The 17,974-nt window shown below is 38.5% G+C and carries 12 protein-coding genes; 3 read left to right on the forward strand and 9 right to left on the reverse strand.

The features are described 5' to 3' along the window. Positions 1-202: 202 nt before the first annotated feature. From IEV85_RS04225 to IEV85_RS04255, 7 genes are all read right to left on the reverse strand, one after another. Positions 203-3,613 (reverse strand): amidohydrolase family protein, encoded by a 3,411-nt coding sequence (locus tag IEV85_RS04225; RefSeq protein ID WP_188460550.1) that lies wholly within the window; start codon positions 3,611-3,613, stop codon positions 203-205. 273 nt (positions 3,614-3,886) lie between these two features. Continuing rightward, on the reverse strand, positions 3,887-5,692 hold the full coding sequence (locus IEV85_RS04230; protein ID WP_188460551.1) for a glycoside hydrolase family 2 protein: 1,806 nt from the start codon (positions 5,690-5,692) through the stop codon (positions 3,887-3,889). Positions 5,693-5,736: 44 nt separating this feature from the next. Beyond that, a complete protein-coding gene (gene nudK, locus IEV85_RS04235; RefSeq protein ID WP_188460552.1) occupies positions 5,737-6,324 on the reverse strand; it encodes a GDP-mannose pyrophosphatase NudK in 588 nt (195 codons plus the stop codon). A 50-nt stretch (positions 6,325-6,374) separates the two neighbouring features. After that, the gene (locus IEV85_RS04240) at positions 6,375-7,115 is read right to left on the reverse strand and encodes a hypothetical protein (protein ID WP_188460553.1); all 741 of its coding nucleotides are present in this window, start codon (positions 7,113-7,115) and stop codon (positions 6,375-6,377) included. 85 nt (positions 7,116-7,200) lie between these two features. Further along, positions 7,201-11,493 carry a DNA polymerase III subunit alpha gene (dnaE, locus tag IEV85_RS04245; protein ID WP_188460554.1) on the reverse strand — a complete coding sequence of 1,431 codons (4,293 nt, stop codon included), beginning with the start codon at positions 11,491-11,493 and terminating at the stop codon, positions 7,201-7,203. Positions 11,494-12,228: 735 nt separating this feature from the next. Next, entirely contained in the window at positions 12,229-12,564 is a 336-nt protein-coding gene (locus tag IEV85_RS04250) for a single-stranded DNA-binding protein (RefSeq protein ID WP_188460555.1), read from the reverse strand. A gap of 169 nt (positions 12,565-12,733) precedes the next feature. Next, positions 12,734-13,105, reverse strand: coding sequence for a hypothetical protein (locus IEV85_RS04255; protein WP_188460556.1), 372 nt, complete (start codon positions 13,103-13,105; stop codon positions 12,734-12,736). Between the two features lie 100 nt (positions 13,106-13,205). On the opposite strand from IEV85_RS04255, the gene IEV85_RS04260 reads away from it, so the two are divergent. Together IEV85_RS04260 and IEV85_RS04265 are read left to right on the forward strand one after the other, a co-directional pair. Next, the gene (locus tag IEV85_RS04260) at positions 13,206-14,324 is read left to right on the forward strand and encodes a phage lytic cycle repressor MrpR family protein (RefSeq protein WP_188460557.1); all 1,119 of its coding nucleotides are present in this window, start codon (positions 13,206-13,208) and stop codon (positions 14,322-14,324) included. A gap of 112 nt (positions 14,325-14,436) precedes the next feature. Beyond that, positions 14,437-15,186 carry a hypothetical protein gene (locus IEV85_RS04265; RefSeq protein WP_188460558.1) on the forward strand — a complete coding sequence of 250 codons (750 nt, stop codon included), beginning with the start codon at positions 14,437-14,439 and terminating at the stop codon, positions 15,184-15,186. A gap of 95 nt (positions 15,187-15,281) precedes the next feature. Here the strand turns inward: IEV85_RS04265 and IEV85_RS24815 are convergent, their stop codons facing one another. Both IEV85_RS24815 and IEV85_RS24820 read right to left on the reverse strand, forming a co-directional pair. Further along, complete coding sequence (locus IEV85_RS24815; protein ID WP_345259317.1) at positions 15,282-15,800, reverse strand: transposase; 519 nt, start codon at positions 15,798-15,800, stop codon at positions 15,282-15,284. Next, positions 15,797-16,645 carry a transposase gene (locus IEV85_RS24820; RefSeq protein WP_229712501.1) on the reverse strand — a complete coding sequence of 283 codons (849 nt, stop codon included), beginning with the start codon at positions 16,643-16,645 and terminating at the stop codon, positions 15,797-15,799. Before IEV85_RS24820 ends, IEV85_RS24815 begins: the two co-directional genes overlap by 4 nt. Before the next feature lie 574 nt (positions 16,646-17,219). Between IEV85_RS24820 and IEV85_RS04275 the strand changes: the two genes are divergently transcribed. Beyond that, complete coding sequence (locus IEV85_RS04275; RefSeq protein ID WP_188460559.1) at positions 17,220-17,921, forward strand: tetratricopeptide repeat protein; 702 nt, start codon at positions 17,220-17,222, stop codon at positions 17,919-17,921. Positions 17,922-17,974 lie beyond the last annotated feature (53 nt).

Genomic DNA, 17,974 nt, shown 5'->3' on the forward strand with positions numbered 1-17,974 from the left:
TAAATATTAGTTACAAATATATCTCAAAGATAGTGATATCCTAATATTGGATATAAATATTTATTTTTTTGCTTAAAATAAGAAAGTTTAAAAAGACGATAGAGAGTATATCACTGATCCGTAGTAGATGAATACCCCACATGGGCATAAAAAAAGTCTGCCCCTTTCGAAGCAGACTTTCTAATATAGCTTGTAATAAAACTTATTTCTTCATTCCGGGAACAGCCTCTGGCCTTTTAGTTTGCCATTCGAAAGCTTCTGCTTTTTTAGCATCAGGAGCTACTTCATCTAAAGTATTGGCATCATACACTCTTCCGTTTTTGATCACGTGGCTTAATGTATTAGAATTTCTGATGTTCTCCAGCGGATTTTTCTCCATGATCAATAAATCTGCCAGCTTACCTGTTTCTATACTCCCTAAATCACCTTCCAGGCCTAAAGCTTCAGCCCCTAAAATGGTAGCCACTTTAAGTACATCCATTCTTTCCATCCCCCCGCTAGCCATAGACCACAGCTCCCAGTGATAGCCTAGTCCTTGCAGCTGTCCATGACTTCCGATTCCGGCAAGCCCATCCGCCTCAACAAGTTTTTTCATAGTTTCTGCATGCTTCTGGAAAACATGCTCCTCTTCCATAAACCAGGCACTTCTTCTTCGTGATTTCTGTGCCAGTTCCTCGTAAGGTGTAAAATATTGCAGTTTTTTATCGTGGTACACATCTTCCGTTGCATAGTAAAACTCCTCTGCCCATGGCCCTCCGTAAGAAACCAGCAAAGTAGGTGTAACTGCCATTTTAGATTCAGCAATAGTTTGAATGGCATCGTTGTAAATCGGGTTAATTGGCAATGCATGCTCATGGCCGGGATAGCCATCTAAAAGCTGTGTCATGTTTAACTTGTAATCAAGACCACCTTCGGTAGTTGGCATTAATTCCAATTCTTTGGCAGCCATGATAATCCACTGGCGCTGCTGACGATTTCCCACCAAATACATTTTGATGCTTTTGGTGTTGTAATACTCACTGTACTGCTTCAATACTTCTTTAGCATGCTCCAATGATTTGATTTTGTACATCCAATAACCTACTCCAGGCCCGGTGCTGTACACTCTAGGCCCATGGATCATACCTGCTTCCACCATGTCGGAATAGGTAAGCACATCGGTAGTGGAAGTCTGCGGATCACGTGTGGTAGTTACTCCGTAAGCTAAATTAGCAGAATAAATCCATACCTGATTTTTATGGATGCCCCAGTTGGGCCACATGTGCGCATGGGTATCAACAAAACCCGGAGTAATGGTTTTACCGGTCGCATCTATTGTTTTAGCCCCTTTCGGAACATCCAACGAGCCACTCTCTCCTACTGCAACAATCCTGCTATTTTCAATCAGAATATCTCCTTTTTCAATTACTCCAGCATCCGTCATAGTAATGATGCGTGCACCTTTTAGTAAGATGGTTCCTTCAGGAATATCTTTGGTATAAGCTACTTTTATTTTTAGCTCTTTGGCGGTATACCCTTTATCTTCTTCCTTTTCTTTACCTTCCTTCTTCTCCTCTTTTTCAACTTCTGTACTATCCTTCTTCTCCTCCTTTTTCTTTTCAGCTTCCGCTTTCTTAGCAGCTGCAACGCTGTCAGCATAAGCTTTTCCTTCCGGGAGATTGTAAATAAAATGGCTTGCTCCTAACGACCAGTGAATATTTTTGCTGTCGGAAGACCATGCAGGAAATTCACCTCCCATTACCGTAAGCTTCATAGCCGGGAAAGCTGCTTTCTCAGGGTTTGACACTGATATTTTAGGCGTTTGTCCGTATTTAGGAATGGTGACAGCATAAACATCATTGTTGATTTTAGCCAATGCCTGCATTCCATCCGGTGAAATTCTGATTTCCGATGGTGTTGAAGCTTTGTTGTTTTCCCTCCATGCATTCTCTGCATCCGGTAATAAATTATGGCTGCCATCATGCGCATGAATCATGTCCACTGAAGAACCGAAAGTAGTAATTCCGGTTAATTCCAAGTGCTCTTTTTCATCTGTTCCGTCCCATCGGATAGAAATCAAACCATCTTTTCCATTCAAATAAATTCTATCTTCATTTTTGGTGAAATGTGGTGTATTTCTACCTTTTGCCTTATCAATAAGTGTAACTTTTCCGCCATCAGCAGAAATCCAGGCCAAATCTTCCATCATTAATGAGCCAAATGGATCGATAGCATCTTTGTACACCTGGTTGGCACCTCTGTTAAACACAATTCTGTTCTGAGTGTAAGACCATTCCGGATCGATGTAAAGCGCTGGATCAGTGGTTAATTTTGTGATCTTTCCTTTACCGCTGGCATTTACTTTGTAAAGGTGTCCTCCTTCTTTTTCTTCCCATGTGGCAAAAACAATCTGTATTCCGTCCGGAGACCAGGCAGGCATGGCCTCTGTAAAATTATTTTTAGTGATTCTGACAGGTTTGCCGTTTGGCAAATCCATTACGTACAATCTGTTTAAAGATGTAAAAGCTAATTTTTTACCATCGGGTGAAGGTACTGCATCTCTGATCTGGGTTACAAAAGCTTCTTTCTCATCTTTTATAGGGTACTTAAACTTCAATCGAGGTCCCAACTCTAATTTTAAATCCACTTCGAAAGGAATTTCTTTAGCTGATTTGGCGGCTACATCAATTTTATAGATTTTCCCTCCGTAACTGGCAATCAGGTGTTTGCTATCCGGTGTAAATGACATGGCAGGATACACGCCCAATGGCGCGATAGATTCCTGATCGTCCCGCTGAACAGGGTATGCCAGCCATTCTTCATCTCCGGTGATTAAGTTTCTCAGTACAAGTCCTGTTTCCGTTTCGAAACGTGTACCGTAGACTAAATATTTGCCGTCAGGTGATGGTGTTGGTGTAAATGCAGATCCATACCGGGTGGTGATAGTGGCCATATCTCCATCTACCATATCATAAGTACCAATTTGATACTGCGGAAACTGTGCATTGTAGTTCCAGGCACTGCTTCTTTTGGAGAAATAGATCAGTTTTCCATCATAACTGAATGCCGGATCGATGGCTTTTAAGTTGTCAGGTTTATCAATGAGCTGTGCGCCACTTCCCCCATCTTTATGGTAAATGTGTAGCTTTATATTTCTTCTGCCTTTGGCTCCCACTATATAATTACCGTCAATACTCCAATCAGCAGCAAAATAATTCTGGTTATCATCTTCTGTGATTTGCTTCATTTCCTCTGAAGCCAAATCCATCGTCCAGATGTTATCCGAGCCACTTTTATCTGAAATAAAAACTATAGATTTTCCATCAGGGCTGTAGCGTGGATGGATATCGTAAGCCAGGCCTTCAGTAATTTTGGTAGCCTTTCCTCCTGATACAGGGATGGTATACAAATCTCCCATCATATCGAAAATAATGGTGCTGCCATCAGGGCTAACATCCAATGATAACCATGTGCCTTCTTTGGTAGAGAATTCAATAGTGCGTTCCGGCTCTAACGGAAGCTCTTTAGTGGCTTTTTTAGTGCTGTCAGGTTTAGACTCTTCTTCCTGAGCATTGGCATTGTAATGCAAGGCTGTCAGGGAGAAAAGTAAGATTAGTAGTTTAATTTTACCCATACTGTAAATTGTTAATGATTAGTTATGGAAATATAGTAAATGAATTAATTGCTGAAGCATGAAATTACAAGAATGGTAAAATTGAGGCTATTGGATATGGTTCGGGAGACTCGAACCATGGTAGATATGTTCGAGAGACTTGAACCGCGGCAATAGCAAGATTCAAATTGATAATTCGTGAGATTTGAACAAAGGTTCAAATGGGGTGTGGTTCGAGAGACACGAACCTTGACAGTGAGAGAATATTAGAAAATTTTCACTTTAATTTAAGCTCTAATTGTTCTCATTCAGATAATAATCCTGCAAAATGTAAAATGCCTGCTTTTTCATTCCTTGTTCTGAAATGAGCCCTTTTCTATTAAAGTCTCCCTGAATTCTTCTTAAATGCCTTCTGGCAGAGCGAAAATCCATCAAAATCCATGGAGAAGCACCTGCAAGAAAATCGATATTTCTCATCATTTCAATGTTGTTTTTGTATACATCGGCCTGGTATTCCTCCGTCCAACGCTCATTTTTCTCACCATGCAAACCATACAAAGCCCCGCCTCCTACCTCACTCATAATCATTGGCTTATTATAGTCAGTGGCCCACTTTATATCAGCACAATCTCCGGGTGCACCAGCATACCATCCACAGTAATTATTAATTCCAATTACATCCACCACCTTACCCAAAGGGTCTTCAATGAATTTAGCTCCCTCTCTGCTGCCCTGCGTATCTAAAGCAGCTGTTATTAACCTGGAATCGTCCAGTTCTCTTGCTTTTGTGGCTAATTGTGTCAAGAATTTCAACCTTGGTTCTCCTTCAGGTGTTTCATTGGCTACAGACCAAAGAATAACCGCTGCCCTGTTTTTATCCCGGGAAATCATTTCTTTCAATTGATTTTCAGCATTAGCATAGGTGCTTTCATTATCAAACAGCACTGTCCAATACACCGGGATTTCAGACCAGATGAGGAATCCCATCTTTTCTGCTTCCCTAACCATTGCTTCATTGTGAGGATAATGTGCTAACCTGATGAAATTACAGCCCAACTCCTTCGCCCAGGTCAGTAAAATCCTGCACTCTTCTACCGACACTACCCTTCCTGTTTTAAAAGGAGCTTCCTCATGAATACTGATTCCTTTCAGGAAAACAGGCTTGCCATTTAATACAATTTTTGCGCCTTCCGTTTTGATGGTTCTGAAACCAATCCGGTCTGTAATCCTTTCATTGCCAAGGCTTAAGTTGACTTCATATAATTTAGGGTTCGATGGACTCCACAGAACAGGTTTGGCTTTGATACTGAATGAAGCTTTTCCATCTGTTAATTTTGCTGTAACTGATTTTTTTAATTCCGGGATAGAAATAGCTACTTCTTCTCCTTCTTTGCCATTTTTAACTGTTACCCAACCTTCAATTAAGTCAGGATTGTTATTGGCAAGCTGTATAGAATAATCGAAAATATGCTTTTTAGGAACTGTGATTAAATGTACAGACCGTGTGATTCCTCCATAATTCCACCAGTCGGTATTGATAGTGGGAACTGCTTCACGCTTACGTTTATTATCCACTTTAACCACAACAAAATTTTCACCTTCCTTTAGCTTTCCACTCACATCAAATTGAAAAGGAGTATATCCGCCAACATGTGTGCCTAATTTCTCGCCATTCAAATACACAGTGGCTTCATAATTTACAGCTTCAAAATAAAGGTAAGCTGCCTCATCCGAGTTTCCATTAAAATGAAAGTCCCGCTTATACCAGACCGTTCCCTCATAATAATACAATTTATCAAATTGAGTATTCCAATCGCCCGGAACAGATATCTGCCAATCTGAATCAAAATCATACTCTATCAGATCAGAAGGAGATTCCATCTTTTTGTTGATAAAATACCCATCAGGTTTGGCTTTATAACGGTGATTATAATAGCCATTCTCCAAAGGATCCACAATAATTTCCCACATCCCATTGAGAGAAGTAGTATTTCTTCCCTGGATGTTCTGCAATAGATCGGTTTTAATAGATTCCTGTGCCTTTGATAAATTACTGATAATGCTGAATGCTATTAACCACACTAAATTCAAGTATTTCATAAAAATTCCGTTTTAGTTAATTTACAGGAATATAAACTTAAGCATCAATTATGGAGTAAGTTATTGATTTTCGCGTACTGCAGCAACATAATGGTTTTTCCATCATTGATTTCACCAGTAGCAATTTTGCTGTAAGCTTGTTCAAAGTCCCATTCCAGCACCTCAATATTTTCCTGCTCTTCATCCAGGCCTCCACCCTCACCTATTTTCATGCTTTTATCATATTCAGCAATAAAGAAATGGATGATCTCTGTTACTGATCCGGGGGACATATAGGCCTGAAATATCTTTTTCACATTGCTCACTTTGTAGCCGGTTTCCTCCTCTGTTTCCTTACGGATGGCATCTTCAGCATTGTTTTCATCCAGCAAACCTGCACAGGCTTCTACCATCATGCCCGTTTCATTACCATTTATAAAAGTGGGGAGCCTGAACTGCCTGGTGAGAATTATTTTTTTAGTTTGGGCATTGTACAGTAAAATGGTGGCTCCATTGCCTCTGTCATAGGCTTCACGGGTTTGAGTTTCCCATTCTCCCTGGCTATTTTGAATGTCATAAAATATTTTTTTCAGGGTATACCAGTTATCAGAGAGGATTTCAGTTTTCGTAATTTTAACTGATGGATTGAACATGATAGGTAAAGGTAAATGATTAAATAATTCCTGATATTACAGATTTAAATTCAGAATTGCATGATTAATCCTACAATTCCATAGTTCACTAAAGTGAAATTATACACTTCATCAACATCTGCTCCTCCTTCCAGAAGTCTATAGCCTACTTTTCCTGACAATTTTTCAGTCAGCAGTACTCTTCCGCCCAGGAAAAGATCGAAAGCTCTTCCTGGACCGCCAGCCAGGCCATCTCCTTCAAAATAAATACTATAATCAGAAAACTGATATTCGGTAAAAAGATGCAAAAGAGGAACAAATCCAGTATTGTCCTTTCTGCCTTTAATTCCTTCATTATTTGCAAGCCTCACGCTGGCATCTCGGATTTTAGCAGTAAATCCCGCACCACAAATCCATTTATCATTTCTTATGAAATCCCTGCGATAAGTAATTCTGTAGCTATTAAATTGATAATAGCCATTTGTGGGCACACCTTGCTCCAAAACATTTTCTGCAAAGCGGATATCTTTGGAAGGAGTACCTTCATAATCGATAGAAAGCGGAGCATAGAGCAAAATAATATGATTTTTCTCTGCAATTGTATAACCCACCCTGGCACGGAAAGGAATTACAGGGCCTTCCGGGTTAAATTCTTTGGTAAAATCAAATAAGGTAGCTCCTTGATTGGGAATCCTTACATCATTATAAGATTGAAAAGCGAGCCCTGTCTCCAAATCAATAGTCCATTGAGACCGAGCCTTGAAAGTTAAGGTAAATAGAATAATGAAAAATATAGATAATATCCTGACCATACTGATTTCCTACGGATGGGATATTCTTGAGTTAGCTATTATTCTGCTTTTTCACTACTTCATTTTGTTTTAACCATTACTCTTTTTAAGTCAGTATTTTATAACTCAGTTCCGGCAATCTTCTCAAGCCACTAATTAACTCATTAGTAGGGTTAATTTTATATTTTCGTGACATCGCATCTACCAAAAAGCCAGCATTTTTATCTGTAATCTGAATTTGCACATTGCACTCTCCTTTGAAAGTCTGGCACAAATTATCCAGTTCAGTGATGAGGGCTTCATTGATATCCTGTAAATCGATAGTGATTTTTAAACCTTTGCTTCGTTTGTTTCTTAATTCAGAAAGCAGTTCAAAATTACTGATTTTGAATTCCAAAGCACCATCCCCCCACTTCTTTCGTGCTACTCTGCCTGAAACATACACAAACCAACCTGTTTCCATAAAATTTTTGTAGGCGAGGTAATCATCACCAAACAGGAAAAACTGGAATGATCCTGCGTAGTCCTCAATAGTAATGGTACCAAATGGCTTGCCGGTTTTAGTGGTTCGGTGAGCAACAGATGTTACTATCCCTCCAAGTTTAATCTCATTTTTACTAGCCAGGCTTTCCAGATCATTCAACTCAGAAAGTGCTGTATTACAGAAGCTTTCCATTTCGAAACGGTAGGTATCCAGCGGATGGCCGGAAATGAATAGCCCTACCACCTCTTTCTCAATATTCAGTTTGTGCAATTCTGAGTAAGGCTCCATGGCTTCCACTTTCGGTGGAGGAATGGCTACTCCTGTATCCCCACCAAATAAAGAAGTTTGCGCACTGGTTTTCTCCTGCTGAATTTTCTGAGCATATTTTATGATTTTTTCTATAAGATTGGAGTCATCGCCATTGCCCTCCAGGAACTGCCTTCTATGGTACTCGGTAAAACAATCGAAACCACCTGCCATAGCCAATGCTTCAAAGGTTTTTTTATTGACACTTTTTAGCGGAATACGCTCTGCAAAATCAAAAATATCTTTGTATGCTCCGTTTTCTTTCCTTTCTGTGATAATGCTTTCTACAGCAACACTTCCTGCACCTTTAATCGCAGCCAGGCCAAAACGGACCTGACCTGCATCATTTACCGTAAAACCGGCATTGGATTCGTTCACATCAGGCCCCAAAACAGCCAGCTCCATCCGCTTGCACTCTTCCATAAAGAAGGTGACATCGGTGATGTTGTTCATGTTATTGCTTAGCACAGAAGCCATGTACTCAGCCGGATAATGGGCTTTCAAGTAGGCCGTCTGGTAGGCAATCCATGCATAGCAAGTAGAGTGGGATTTGTTAAAGGCATAAGCAGCAAAAGCCTCCCAGTCCTTCCAAATTTTCTCTAATTTATCTTTCGGATGGCCTCTTTCTGCTCCCTGGTTCACGAATTTTGGCTTCAACTGCTCCAGTAAGGCAAATATCTTCTTACCCATCGCTTTACGCAAAACATCCGCCTCACCTTTGGTAAAGCCTGCTAATTTCTGCGAAAGCAACATCACCTGCTCCTGGTACACTGTGATACCGTAAGTTTCTTTCAGCAGCTCTTCCATTTCCGGCAAATCATAAGAGATTTCCTCCAGCCCGTTTTTCCTCTTTACGAAGTTAGGAATATATTCTATCGGGCCCGGACGGTAGAGGGCGTTCATGGCGATGAGATCTGAGAATTCTGTTGGTTTCAGGTCACGGAGGTATTTTTGCATGCCGGGAGATTCATACTGGAATATCCCGACTGTTTCGCCACGTTGAAAAAGTTCATAAGTTTTCTGGTCATCCAGCGCAAAAGTTTCAGGATCGAGCTTGATACCATGCCTTTCCTCCACAATACGCACCGCATCTTTAATGAGTGTCAGGGTTTTTAAGCCTAAGAAGTCCATCTTCAGCAAGCCGGCACTTTCCACCACTGCGTTATCAAACTGGGTGCAATACATGTCTGAATCCTTGGCCAAGGCCACAGGCACAAATTTGGTAATATCATCAGGCGTGATGATTACACCACAGGCGTGAATTCCGGTATTTCTAACAGAGCCTTCCAAAATTCTGGCTTGCTTAATTACTTTTCCGGCCGGATCATCAATTTTAGCCAAAGCCAGTAACTGCTCTGCCATGGCAATGGATTCTCCATTGTTTTTCAATTTAGCAGAAAGCTTCTTTTTATCTTCGCCCAAATCAAATAAAGCTTTGAGTTTGATATCCGGAATTAGTTTAGCAATTTTATCAGCTTCAAAAAGTGGCAATTCCATTACCCTGGCAGTATCTCTGATGGCCGACTTGGCTGCCATGGTACCGTAAGTAATAATTTGTGCCACCTGGTTGGCTCCATATTTCTTAATTACATAATCGATAACCCGCTGCCTGCCATGGTCATCAAAGTCAATATCAATATCGGGCAAGGAAACCCTGTCAGGATTCAGAAAACGCTCAAAAAGGAGATCGTACTTGATCGGATCCATATTGGTAATCCCTATGCAATAGGCTACGGCTGAACCTGCTGCCGAACCCCTGCCCGGCCCTACTGCTACATCCATTTTCCGGGCTGCTGTGGTGAAATCCTGCACAATCAAAAAGTAACCGGGATAACCTGTTTTTTCAATGGTTGCCAACTCAAAGTCAAGCCTTTCTTTTATTTCAGGCGTTATTTCCTCGTAACGCTTTTTGGCTCCTTCGTAAGTAATATGTTTTAAATAAGCATTCTCTCCTCTTTTACCTCCATCCTCATCATCCTTAGGATCAACAAATTCCTGTGGAATATCATATTTAGGTAAAAGAACATCCCTGGCCAGCTCATAGCCTTCTATTTGTTCAGCAATTTCTGCAGTACAGCTGATGGCTTCCGGATACTCAGCAAAAAGCTTCTTCATTTCATCAGGAGATTTGATGTAGAACTCATCGTTAGGTAAACCATAACGGTACTCCCTTCCACGCTTCCCTATGTATTTTTTGGGTTTGGTTACAAAATCACCATCCTTCACACAGATTAGAATATCGTGTGCTTCTGCATCATTTTTATTGGTATAATAAGTATTGTTGGCTGCGAAATATTTTACATCATACTTTTTGGCAAACTTCAACAGTACTTCATTGATTTTCTGTTCTTCAGGAATTCCGTGTTGATTGAGTTCCACGTAGAAGTCGTCCCCGAAAGTTTCTTTCCACCAAACAAAGGCTTCCTCCGCCTGCTGCTCACCTGCATTAAGAATGAGGAAAGGCACTTCTCCCCACACACCACCTGTGGTAGCAATTAAATCTCCTTTGTACTGTACCAGCACTTCCCTATCAATTCGCGGAACATAGTAAAAACCCTCCACGAAAGCTGTGGATGATAATTTAGCAAGATTATGGTAGCCTTTTTTATTTTTCGCCAGGAGCACGGTTTGGTAACCATCGTCCTTACTTTTCTTATTATTCCTATCCTGGCAAAGGTAAAACTCACAGCCTACAATAGGCTTAATGCCTTGCTTATGGGCTTCTCTTACAAAATTATAAGCACCCATCATATTGCCATGATCCGTCATAGCTATGGCAGGCATTCCGAGTTCTTTGGCCTTGGCCATCATGGCAGGTATTTCAGTAGTGGCCTGTAAAACAGAGAACTGCGTATGACAATGTAAGTGTACAAAAGGGGTATCATCCAGCCCGGAAATATCTGCTTTTTTAGCTTTTTTGAGGGCATCTTCAGCTGCTTTCTCATCGCTTTTTCCTGCCTGGGCAAAATTGGCTGCTTCCAATACAGGAGGCTCATAATGGATAGCTTCTACTAAAGTGTCACCTAATGGCTTTATCACATTGGCTTTGATCAACCCAAAGAAACATTTGGCCGTGGCATCCACATCGTAGGCTGCATCATGCGCATCTCCAAAGCCTTTTCCAAATAGTTTAGTGTGTAGCTCAGTAAGTGTCGGCCATTTAAATTTACCACCACGGCCTCCGGGAATGGCGCAGAAATCGGTAGACTCATCTTTGGTATCAATAATCTGCTTTTCAGTGAGTACCTTTTCAGAGAGGGATTTCCTGAGCAGCTCAGCACCCATGATGGAAATATCAAAGCTGATATTATGGCCCACCACCACATCAGTTTTTTCCAATACTTCCTGGAAAGCTTTCAGTACTTCAATAAGTGGCTTTCCTTCTTTTTGGGCACGCTCTGTAGAGATTCCATGCACTTTTTCAGCATTATAAGGAATGTCATAACCTTCCGGCTGCACAATATGGTTTTGTGCATCCAGTAGTTTTCCTTTGGCATCGTGCAATTGCCAGGCTATTTGTACGCAACGAGGCCAGTTGTCTGCATCTGTTAAAGGTGCATTGTAATTCTGGGGAAGTCCGGTGGTCTCGGTATCGTAAATTAAGTACATAAAATGGCAGCTTGATTGGGTATTAAAAAAATCAGAGCATGAATTTAAGCAAAGACTTTTAAGGAAAGAAACGACTGGCTAAAATGATTACAATAATTTCGAGAGTTTATTTTTTCTGAGACTATAAAGAGATTTTTAGAAGATTTTATTAGACTCCTCATGAAAAATAAATTCCACCTATAAACTTGGTATTTTTGCTTTTACATTAATATTTTCAATATTAAATCTAAGTACAAAAACTCAAAAAACAGGAATTTCATTGAGCATTGAGGTTTAACTTAAGTTCCAAGAATTTTTAAACCAAATTTTATTCTTAATCTTTTGTTTACTATATAACTAGTATCTGTTAGCTAAACTTCTTTCTTGAGGCTGGTTACCGAATGACACCCCTATAATCCCCGCCAGCTGGCGGGATAGCCTCACAGATTTAAATCAGCAGGAAAACTTTAGCTTTACCACTATTTTCTGCTGTACCAAAAGGTTTGTTATTTCCTCTGAGGTTCAGTTATCAACCTGCGAAGACTTGATACAAAAGATAGAATGCCAAAGGCATCCCTTTGGGAAAAATCAAGACAATTCGCCAGCTGGCGAACCACGCTGCAATTCCACGCGCTTCCCGCTCGCTTTCACAAGCAAAGTTTATTTGGTTTTCGAACATCTTAGTTTTTATAAAGAGTACCCTAATTAAACGAAAATAAGCTGCGGACTAATCATAGGTCCGCAGCTTTGCATTTATTATTTATTGCCTAGCAGCAACAATTCATTCACCTGTATTTCGGTAATATATTGTTTTTCTCCCTGTTTGTTTTCGTAATTCCTGTAGACCAATTTACCGGAAATAGCTACTTCCATGCCTTTATCCGTATATTTTTCAGCGATATCTGCAATTTTACCCCAGGCAGATAACCTATGCCATTGAGTTTCTTCCACCTTCTCTCCTTTTTGGTTTTTGTAGGTTTCATTTGTAGCCAGGCTAATGTTGACTAATTTCTTTCCGTTTTCGAAAGTTTTAATTTCCGGCTTAGCACCTAAGCGACCAATTAACTGCACGTTGTTTTTTAGATTGTACATGGTTTTAAATTTTAATTGTTATTTATTGATTTAAGTGGCTACCACTTTGGCAGCAACATCACAAAGGTGTGGGATGGGCTAAAAGTTAATCGGTTGATAAACGTTTGATGTCTTTTGTATTCGTTTGTAAGCGTTTGTAAACGTTTACTGTCGGATACGAAATATAACTCTAGTCCATATAAGGTTGCCATTGCACTAAAATGAAGCGTTCAATACCTTTAGCATCTTTTTTAGCCAGGAAACCAAACTCATAACAGAATAAATAGACCTCTCCCTTTGCATTTTTCCAGTAGTGGGTAAAGTATTTAGGATCGAAGCCTTCTGTTAACAACTTATCTTTGCGAATAGTGGCTTTACCTGCTTTATTGAAGTTTTTAAGGATTTTTCTGTTGATTTTAAGCTGTTTGTCTATTTGCTTAAAAAGACTACTCTCCTTTTGTTTATTATGCTCGTAGTGGTAGTTCGACTTACAGTAAGGCGAGCAGAATTTCTTATCTGACCTACCAATAATCTCCTCTTTGCAATTAGGACATTTTCTCATAAGCGTAGATTTTTACGTTTATTATACGTTTAAATCTACGGATAATTTTGGTTTCAAACGCTTCTACCTTCTATTTAAAGAAAATAAAATGTTGAAAATCATGAATTTACAGAAGAAAATCACTCTGAAGCACCTGTTAATTAACAATGAAAAGAAAATTGGTCTTCAGTTTTATCCCGACAAAGTTATTCAAGCTCTGATTAAATCAATGCCTGAAGTAAAATGGAGTGAGAAATTTCAAATGGTGTATTTAAACAATACACAAAAGAATTTTTATTCTATACTAAAGACCTTCAAAGGTATCGCGTGGGTTAATATGAAATACTTCGATCTAAATAAGCCAGTAAGCAAGTATGGGGAAGAGGTAAAAATAGATGATTTGCGCAAGAAATATCCAAAGATTCCGGAGGCTTACTTTCAGAAATTGGAATTGAAACGGTATGCTTATAATACAGCGCAAAATTATTCCTCTTGCTTTGATCGGTTCAGAAGGCATTTTCCTTCTAAACAGTTGATGGGTATTGATGAAAGTGACATCAAAAATTATCTTAAAGGCTTAATACAGCTTCAGTATTCCGACTCCTATATTAATGTAGCAATTAACAGCATTAAATTTTATTACGAGGTGGTAGAAGGAATGCCAAACCGTTTTTATTCTATAGAGCGACCCGTAAAAGCCGAACGTTTACCGGAAATCTTGAGTAAAGAAGAAGTATTATTAATGATCAACAAAACATTTAACCTTAAACACCAGTACATCATCAGTTTATTATACTCCTCGGGACTTAGGAGAGGTGAGCTGCTCAATTTAAAAATTAAAGATATAGACAGTAAACGCATGACCATTAGAGTGAATCAAAGAAAAGGTAAAAAAGATCGTTTTAGCATATTAAGTGATAAACTTCTGTTAAAATTACGGTTGTATTACAAGCAATATAAACCTCAAAACTATTTGTTTGAAGGAAAAGCAGGACATTCATATAGCGGGAGCAGTGTAAGGCAAATTGTTAAAACAGCAGCAAAAGCTGCCAATATAAATAAAGAGGTCAGACCACATATGCTCCGACATTCTTTCGCCAATCATTTATTAGAAGCTGGAACAGATTTACGATATATTCAGCTATTACCAGGGCATGCTTCAACAAGAACCACCGAAGTTTATACTCATGTGGCAACGGATGCTTTTAAAACAATAAAAAATCCATTAGATTGCACTTAAGGACATAGCGGATATAATGACAACTTTTATGTTATTATGCGCTTGTTAGGCACAATTTTGCAACATTGACAAATTTTCATCGTCCTTTAGTTGAATATAGAAATTTAACAATATGAAAAAACGAATAATAATCCTTATAAGTTTATTTTTTCTTCTATCATTAGAAAGTTACGCACAAAAAGATTCTTTGAATTGGAATAAAACTAAAGAACTTGAGCACCTAAATAATAGGCAGGATTCCACAAAATGGAACATTGAAATGCTAAAACAAGATATTAAATACCGCAATAGTAAGGAAAATAGACTACCAATTAATTTTGGAGCTTGGCCAGTTCCAGAATACTCTCTTCTTGGAGAAGACACTTTCAATGGAGTTGGAAATGGAGGAAATTTTACTGGAATAGACTTAAATGAGAAAAAGCTGCTCTATTCTTTTTTTTCAGTTAATAAAAACCGTTTCAATCAAAAATCACTCAACAACAAACCAAATGAAGTCTTTTTTTCCATTGTTATTTTAACAGACTTCATTGACACAAAAGATTACTCACACGCAGGTATATATATTAGTTCAAGAAACAATCCAGATTACATTGGCGAGGGATTTTTCAAAACAAAAAACAATAAAATAGATTATCTCGCTTTTTTAACATCTAACAGAGATGAGTATGCAATAGTAAATATGCGTCTTTTTAACTTAAAACACGGCAGAACAATTTTAATAGCACCTCAAGAAGACGGTTCATTAAGGTCGATGCAAATTGAAAGTCCAATCTTATCAGACATAGAAATTGAAAATTTTATTAAAAGCTTATTAGAAAAGAAGAATGTAAAAACTTTTTTTTTAAAACAAGGAACCATATAAAAACTGTTGCCAACAAAGGTAGCCGTTGCACAACCCTCTTGAATGAAAAATACTGAGCACATTTAAGGTCTTTTTAGGCCTTCATTTTTGGAGAATCAGCAGAATAGGTTTGTTATTTTCCCAGGCTTAGAAGCGAAGAAATTACGCCAAAATTGATCAATAAAGTATGTAGCCGCCAATTTGGCTTCTTTGCTCATGATATTGGTCAGTTTTTTGGTGAATTTTAGGTATTTTTTGATGTTGTAGGCCACCGCAGCCATCATCATTACTTTATTGGCTTGCTTAATTCCAAGCGTGTTTACTTTACGTAAACCCATAAATTGAGTTAACGTTCCAAAAACCGGCTCTACGGTGGATTGCCGTTTGCTTTTCATGTACCGACCTTTTTTACTTTTAACCCTGCTTATGGCTCGCTCATACTCCTTTTTGTAGGAAGTTACACGTATTCGTTTCTCATAGCTTTTTCCTTTGCATTCTAGTTTAAAAGGACAGTCAATGCAGTCTTGTCTGCGGGTCGCATAGTGATCGTCCAGTATGCCTTTTACATTATATTTGGCTCCCTTAAATAGGAGTTTTTTATTATTTTGACACAGGTAATAATTTCCTTCTGCTATGTATGTAAACCCATCCGGACCGCCTTTATAAGTTCCGTGAGGTGTATGTAGGAGTCTATAGCTTCTTTTTCTAGTAAGGCATAATTCTCTCCACTACTGTAAGCGGTATCGGCAAGTATGTTATTCCAAAACATTCCTTTTTTATGAAGTCTTGGCTTTAGTTTTTCGATAATAGTAGGAAGGCACTGATTATCTTTTTTATCTGCAAAGTCTGCTGTTATGTGACTAATCACATGGTGGGCTGTATCAACTGACATCTGGGAAAGGTAGTTGAGCTTTCTTGCTTTTCCTGGCTTCACACTTATTCTCGCATCTGGATCAGTAGGACTGTAATGGGTTTTATTACTGGTATACTTAGATCCTTTATTACCTGCACCTACACGCTGATCCTGGTCCTGGCTCCACTTTTTATTACGACTCTTAATTTCTTGTAACTCACCCTGGCTGGCAGTTATAGTTTGTTGGTTTTTGTCAGCCTTATTTACCTTAGCTTTACGACTACGGTCAAGAGTACTCATATAACGTACTTTACGTAAATGCTCTTCTAAGTCTTCCTCTGGCACCTTTAATTCGAGACTATCCATACTTGCATTGGCTTTAACCGGAGCTGAGTCAATGGCTTGGGTATGACCTGAAACCATTCCTTTTACTACACACATACCGAAAATATGCTCAAATACTGATTCAAACACTTCCTCTGGAAACAGCTGCCTGGTACGGCTTAGTGTGCTATGCCAGGGCAGTTCCTCATCTATATCATAGTCCAGAAAAAACAGGATATCTAAACGCATGCTGCAATGATCTATCAACTTTCTATCGCTAATGATATTTTCTAAATATCCCACTAAACAAAGCTTAAAAAAATACGACAGGATCGAGTGATTTTTGACCGCAAACACCGTAGTATTTGCGTGTTTCTTTATAAAGAGAACGTATGTCCAAAACGTCCTTAAGTCTTCTGTAAAAGTTATTTAAAGGCACTCTATCAGAGAGTTGAAAGGTGGTAAACAGCTTGGGTTGGTGGTGCTTTTTTCCTTGCAAGAGTTTATTTAAAAATACTGAAAACTAAAGAAAGACGCAATCAAACTTTCATTATTTTTGAGTTGTGCAACAGGCACATTGTATAAGCGTAATGCGGGCTGAACTGCTAAAATAGAGCTTCTTTTGCTTTTAATAAAAATAGAGATAATCGATACTGAAAAACTATGAAACCCGCACTACGCTTATACTTAACGTTAAGAGGGTCGCATGCTAAAAATGCAAATACCTGAAGCATTGCAAACAGTGTTTTGCGATCACCTCTTTCATTAATTGCCTTATAAGTGGTTAAAAATCATTTCTATTCTTAATTATTTTATTCTACTCTACCACTCCCAGTACATATTCTTCTTTGTTTTTTAGTACGTACCTGATTCCGAAATGAGTTTTATTAGTGGTTGGTTATGGGTTGACATCAACGATTTATACAAATGGATAAAAGCAATGAATTCAAATGTTTTAATCTCTCAAAAATCACTTCAAACTTTATTGAAAAACCCATACGCAAACGACAAAACATCATCACTTGGCGAATACTTTGAAGAAGATAGCCTACAAAGGCACAATGGAATATCATATAAATTTGAATCTATCTTTTTGAATGATTTTAAAAATGATATTACGATAATTCTATTGTCCAATAATAGAAATAGAGTTTGGGATTTAGGGCATACTATCCACAACTTAATGCTAGGAAAGGATTATGAAATTCCTAAAAAATCAATTTATCAAGCTATAAGAAAAGAATCTGTCAACGATGTAAATAAAGCTATAAAGTCTTACTATTTGCTTAAAGAAAATTCTGAAAAGGAATACACTTTTCAAAACCCAAGCGAACTGAATAAATTAGGATATGAACTATTAAGACTTGGCAAAAATGATGAGTCAATAAAAATTTTTAAATTAGCTACAAAGGAGTTCCCTAAAGATGCTAATCTATTTGATAGTTTAGGAGAAGCCTATTATACAAATAAACAATATGATCTAGCATTAGATAGCTATAACAAAGCAATAAGTCTTGGTGGAACAAAAGGAAATGCAGAGAAAATGATAGAAAAAATTAAAAATGAGAAGGTAAAATAACTGGCTACAACAATGTGTGCTATAAGCAATAGCGGAGAAAGTGCCAATTTCTA

Source organism: Marivirga lumbricoides (assembly GCF_014636295.1).
In the GTDB taxonomy this organism is placed as follows: Bacteria; Bacteroidota; Bacteroidia; order Cytophagales; family Cyclobacteriaceae; genus Marivirga; species Marivirga lumbricoides.

Bases quoted from the DNA above. Each gene is read 5' to 3' on its own strand.
- IEV85_RS04250 (WP_188460555.1), bottom strand. From the start codon at position 12,564: ATGTACAATCTAAAAAACAACGTGCAGTTAATTGGTCGCTTAGGTGCT.
- IEV85_RS04240 (WP_188460553.1), bottom strand. From the start codon at position 7,115: ATGGTCAGGATATTATCTATATTTTTCATTATTCTATTTACCTTAACT.
- nudK (WP_188460552.1), bottom strand. From the start codon at position 6,324: ATGTTCAATCCATCAGTTAAAATTACGAAAACTGAAATCCTCTCTGAT.
- dnaE (WP_188460554.1), bottom strand. From the start codon at position 11,493: ATGTACTTAATTTACGATACCGAGACCACCGGACTTCCCCAGAATTAC.
- IEV85_RS04225 (WP_188460550.1), bottom strand. From the start codon at position 3,613: ATGGGTAAAATTAAACTACTAATCTTACTTTTCTCCCTGACAGCCTTG.
- IEV85_RS04260 (WP_188460557.1), top strand. From the start codon at position 13,206: ATGAATTTACAGAAGAAAATCACTCTGAAGCACCTGTTAATTAACAAT.
- IEV85_RS04265 (WP_188460558.1), top strand. From the start codon at position 14,437: ATGAAAAAACGAATAATAATCCTTATAAGTTTATTTTTTCTTCTATCA.
- IEV85_RS04275 (WP_188460559.1), top strand. From the start codon at position 17,220: ATGAGTTTTATTAGTGGTTGGTTATGGGTTGACATCAACGATTTATAC.
- IEV85_RS04255 (WP_188460556.1), bottom strand. From the start codon at position 13,105: ATGAGAAAATGTCCTAATTGCAAAGAGGAGATTATTGGTAGGTCAGAT.
- IEV85_RS04230 (WP_188460551.1), bottom strand. From the start codon at position 5,692: ATGAAATACTTGAATTTAGTGTGGTTAATAGCATTCAGCATTATCAGT.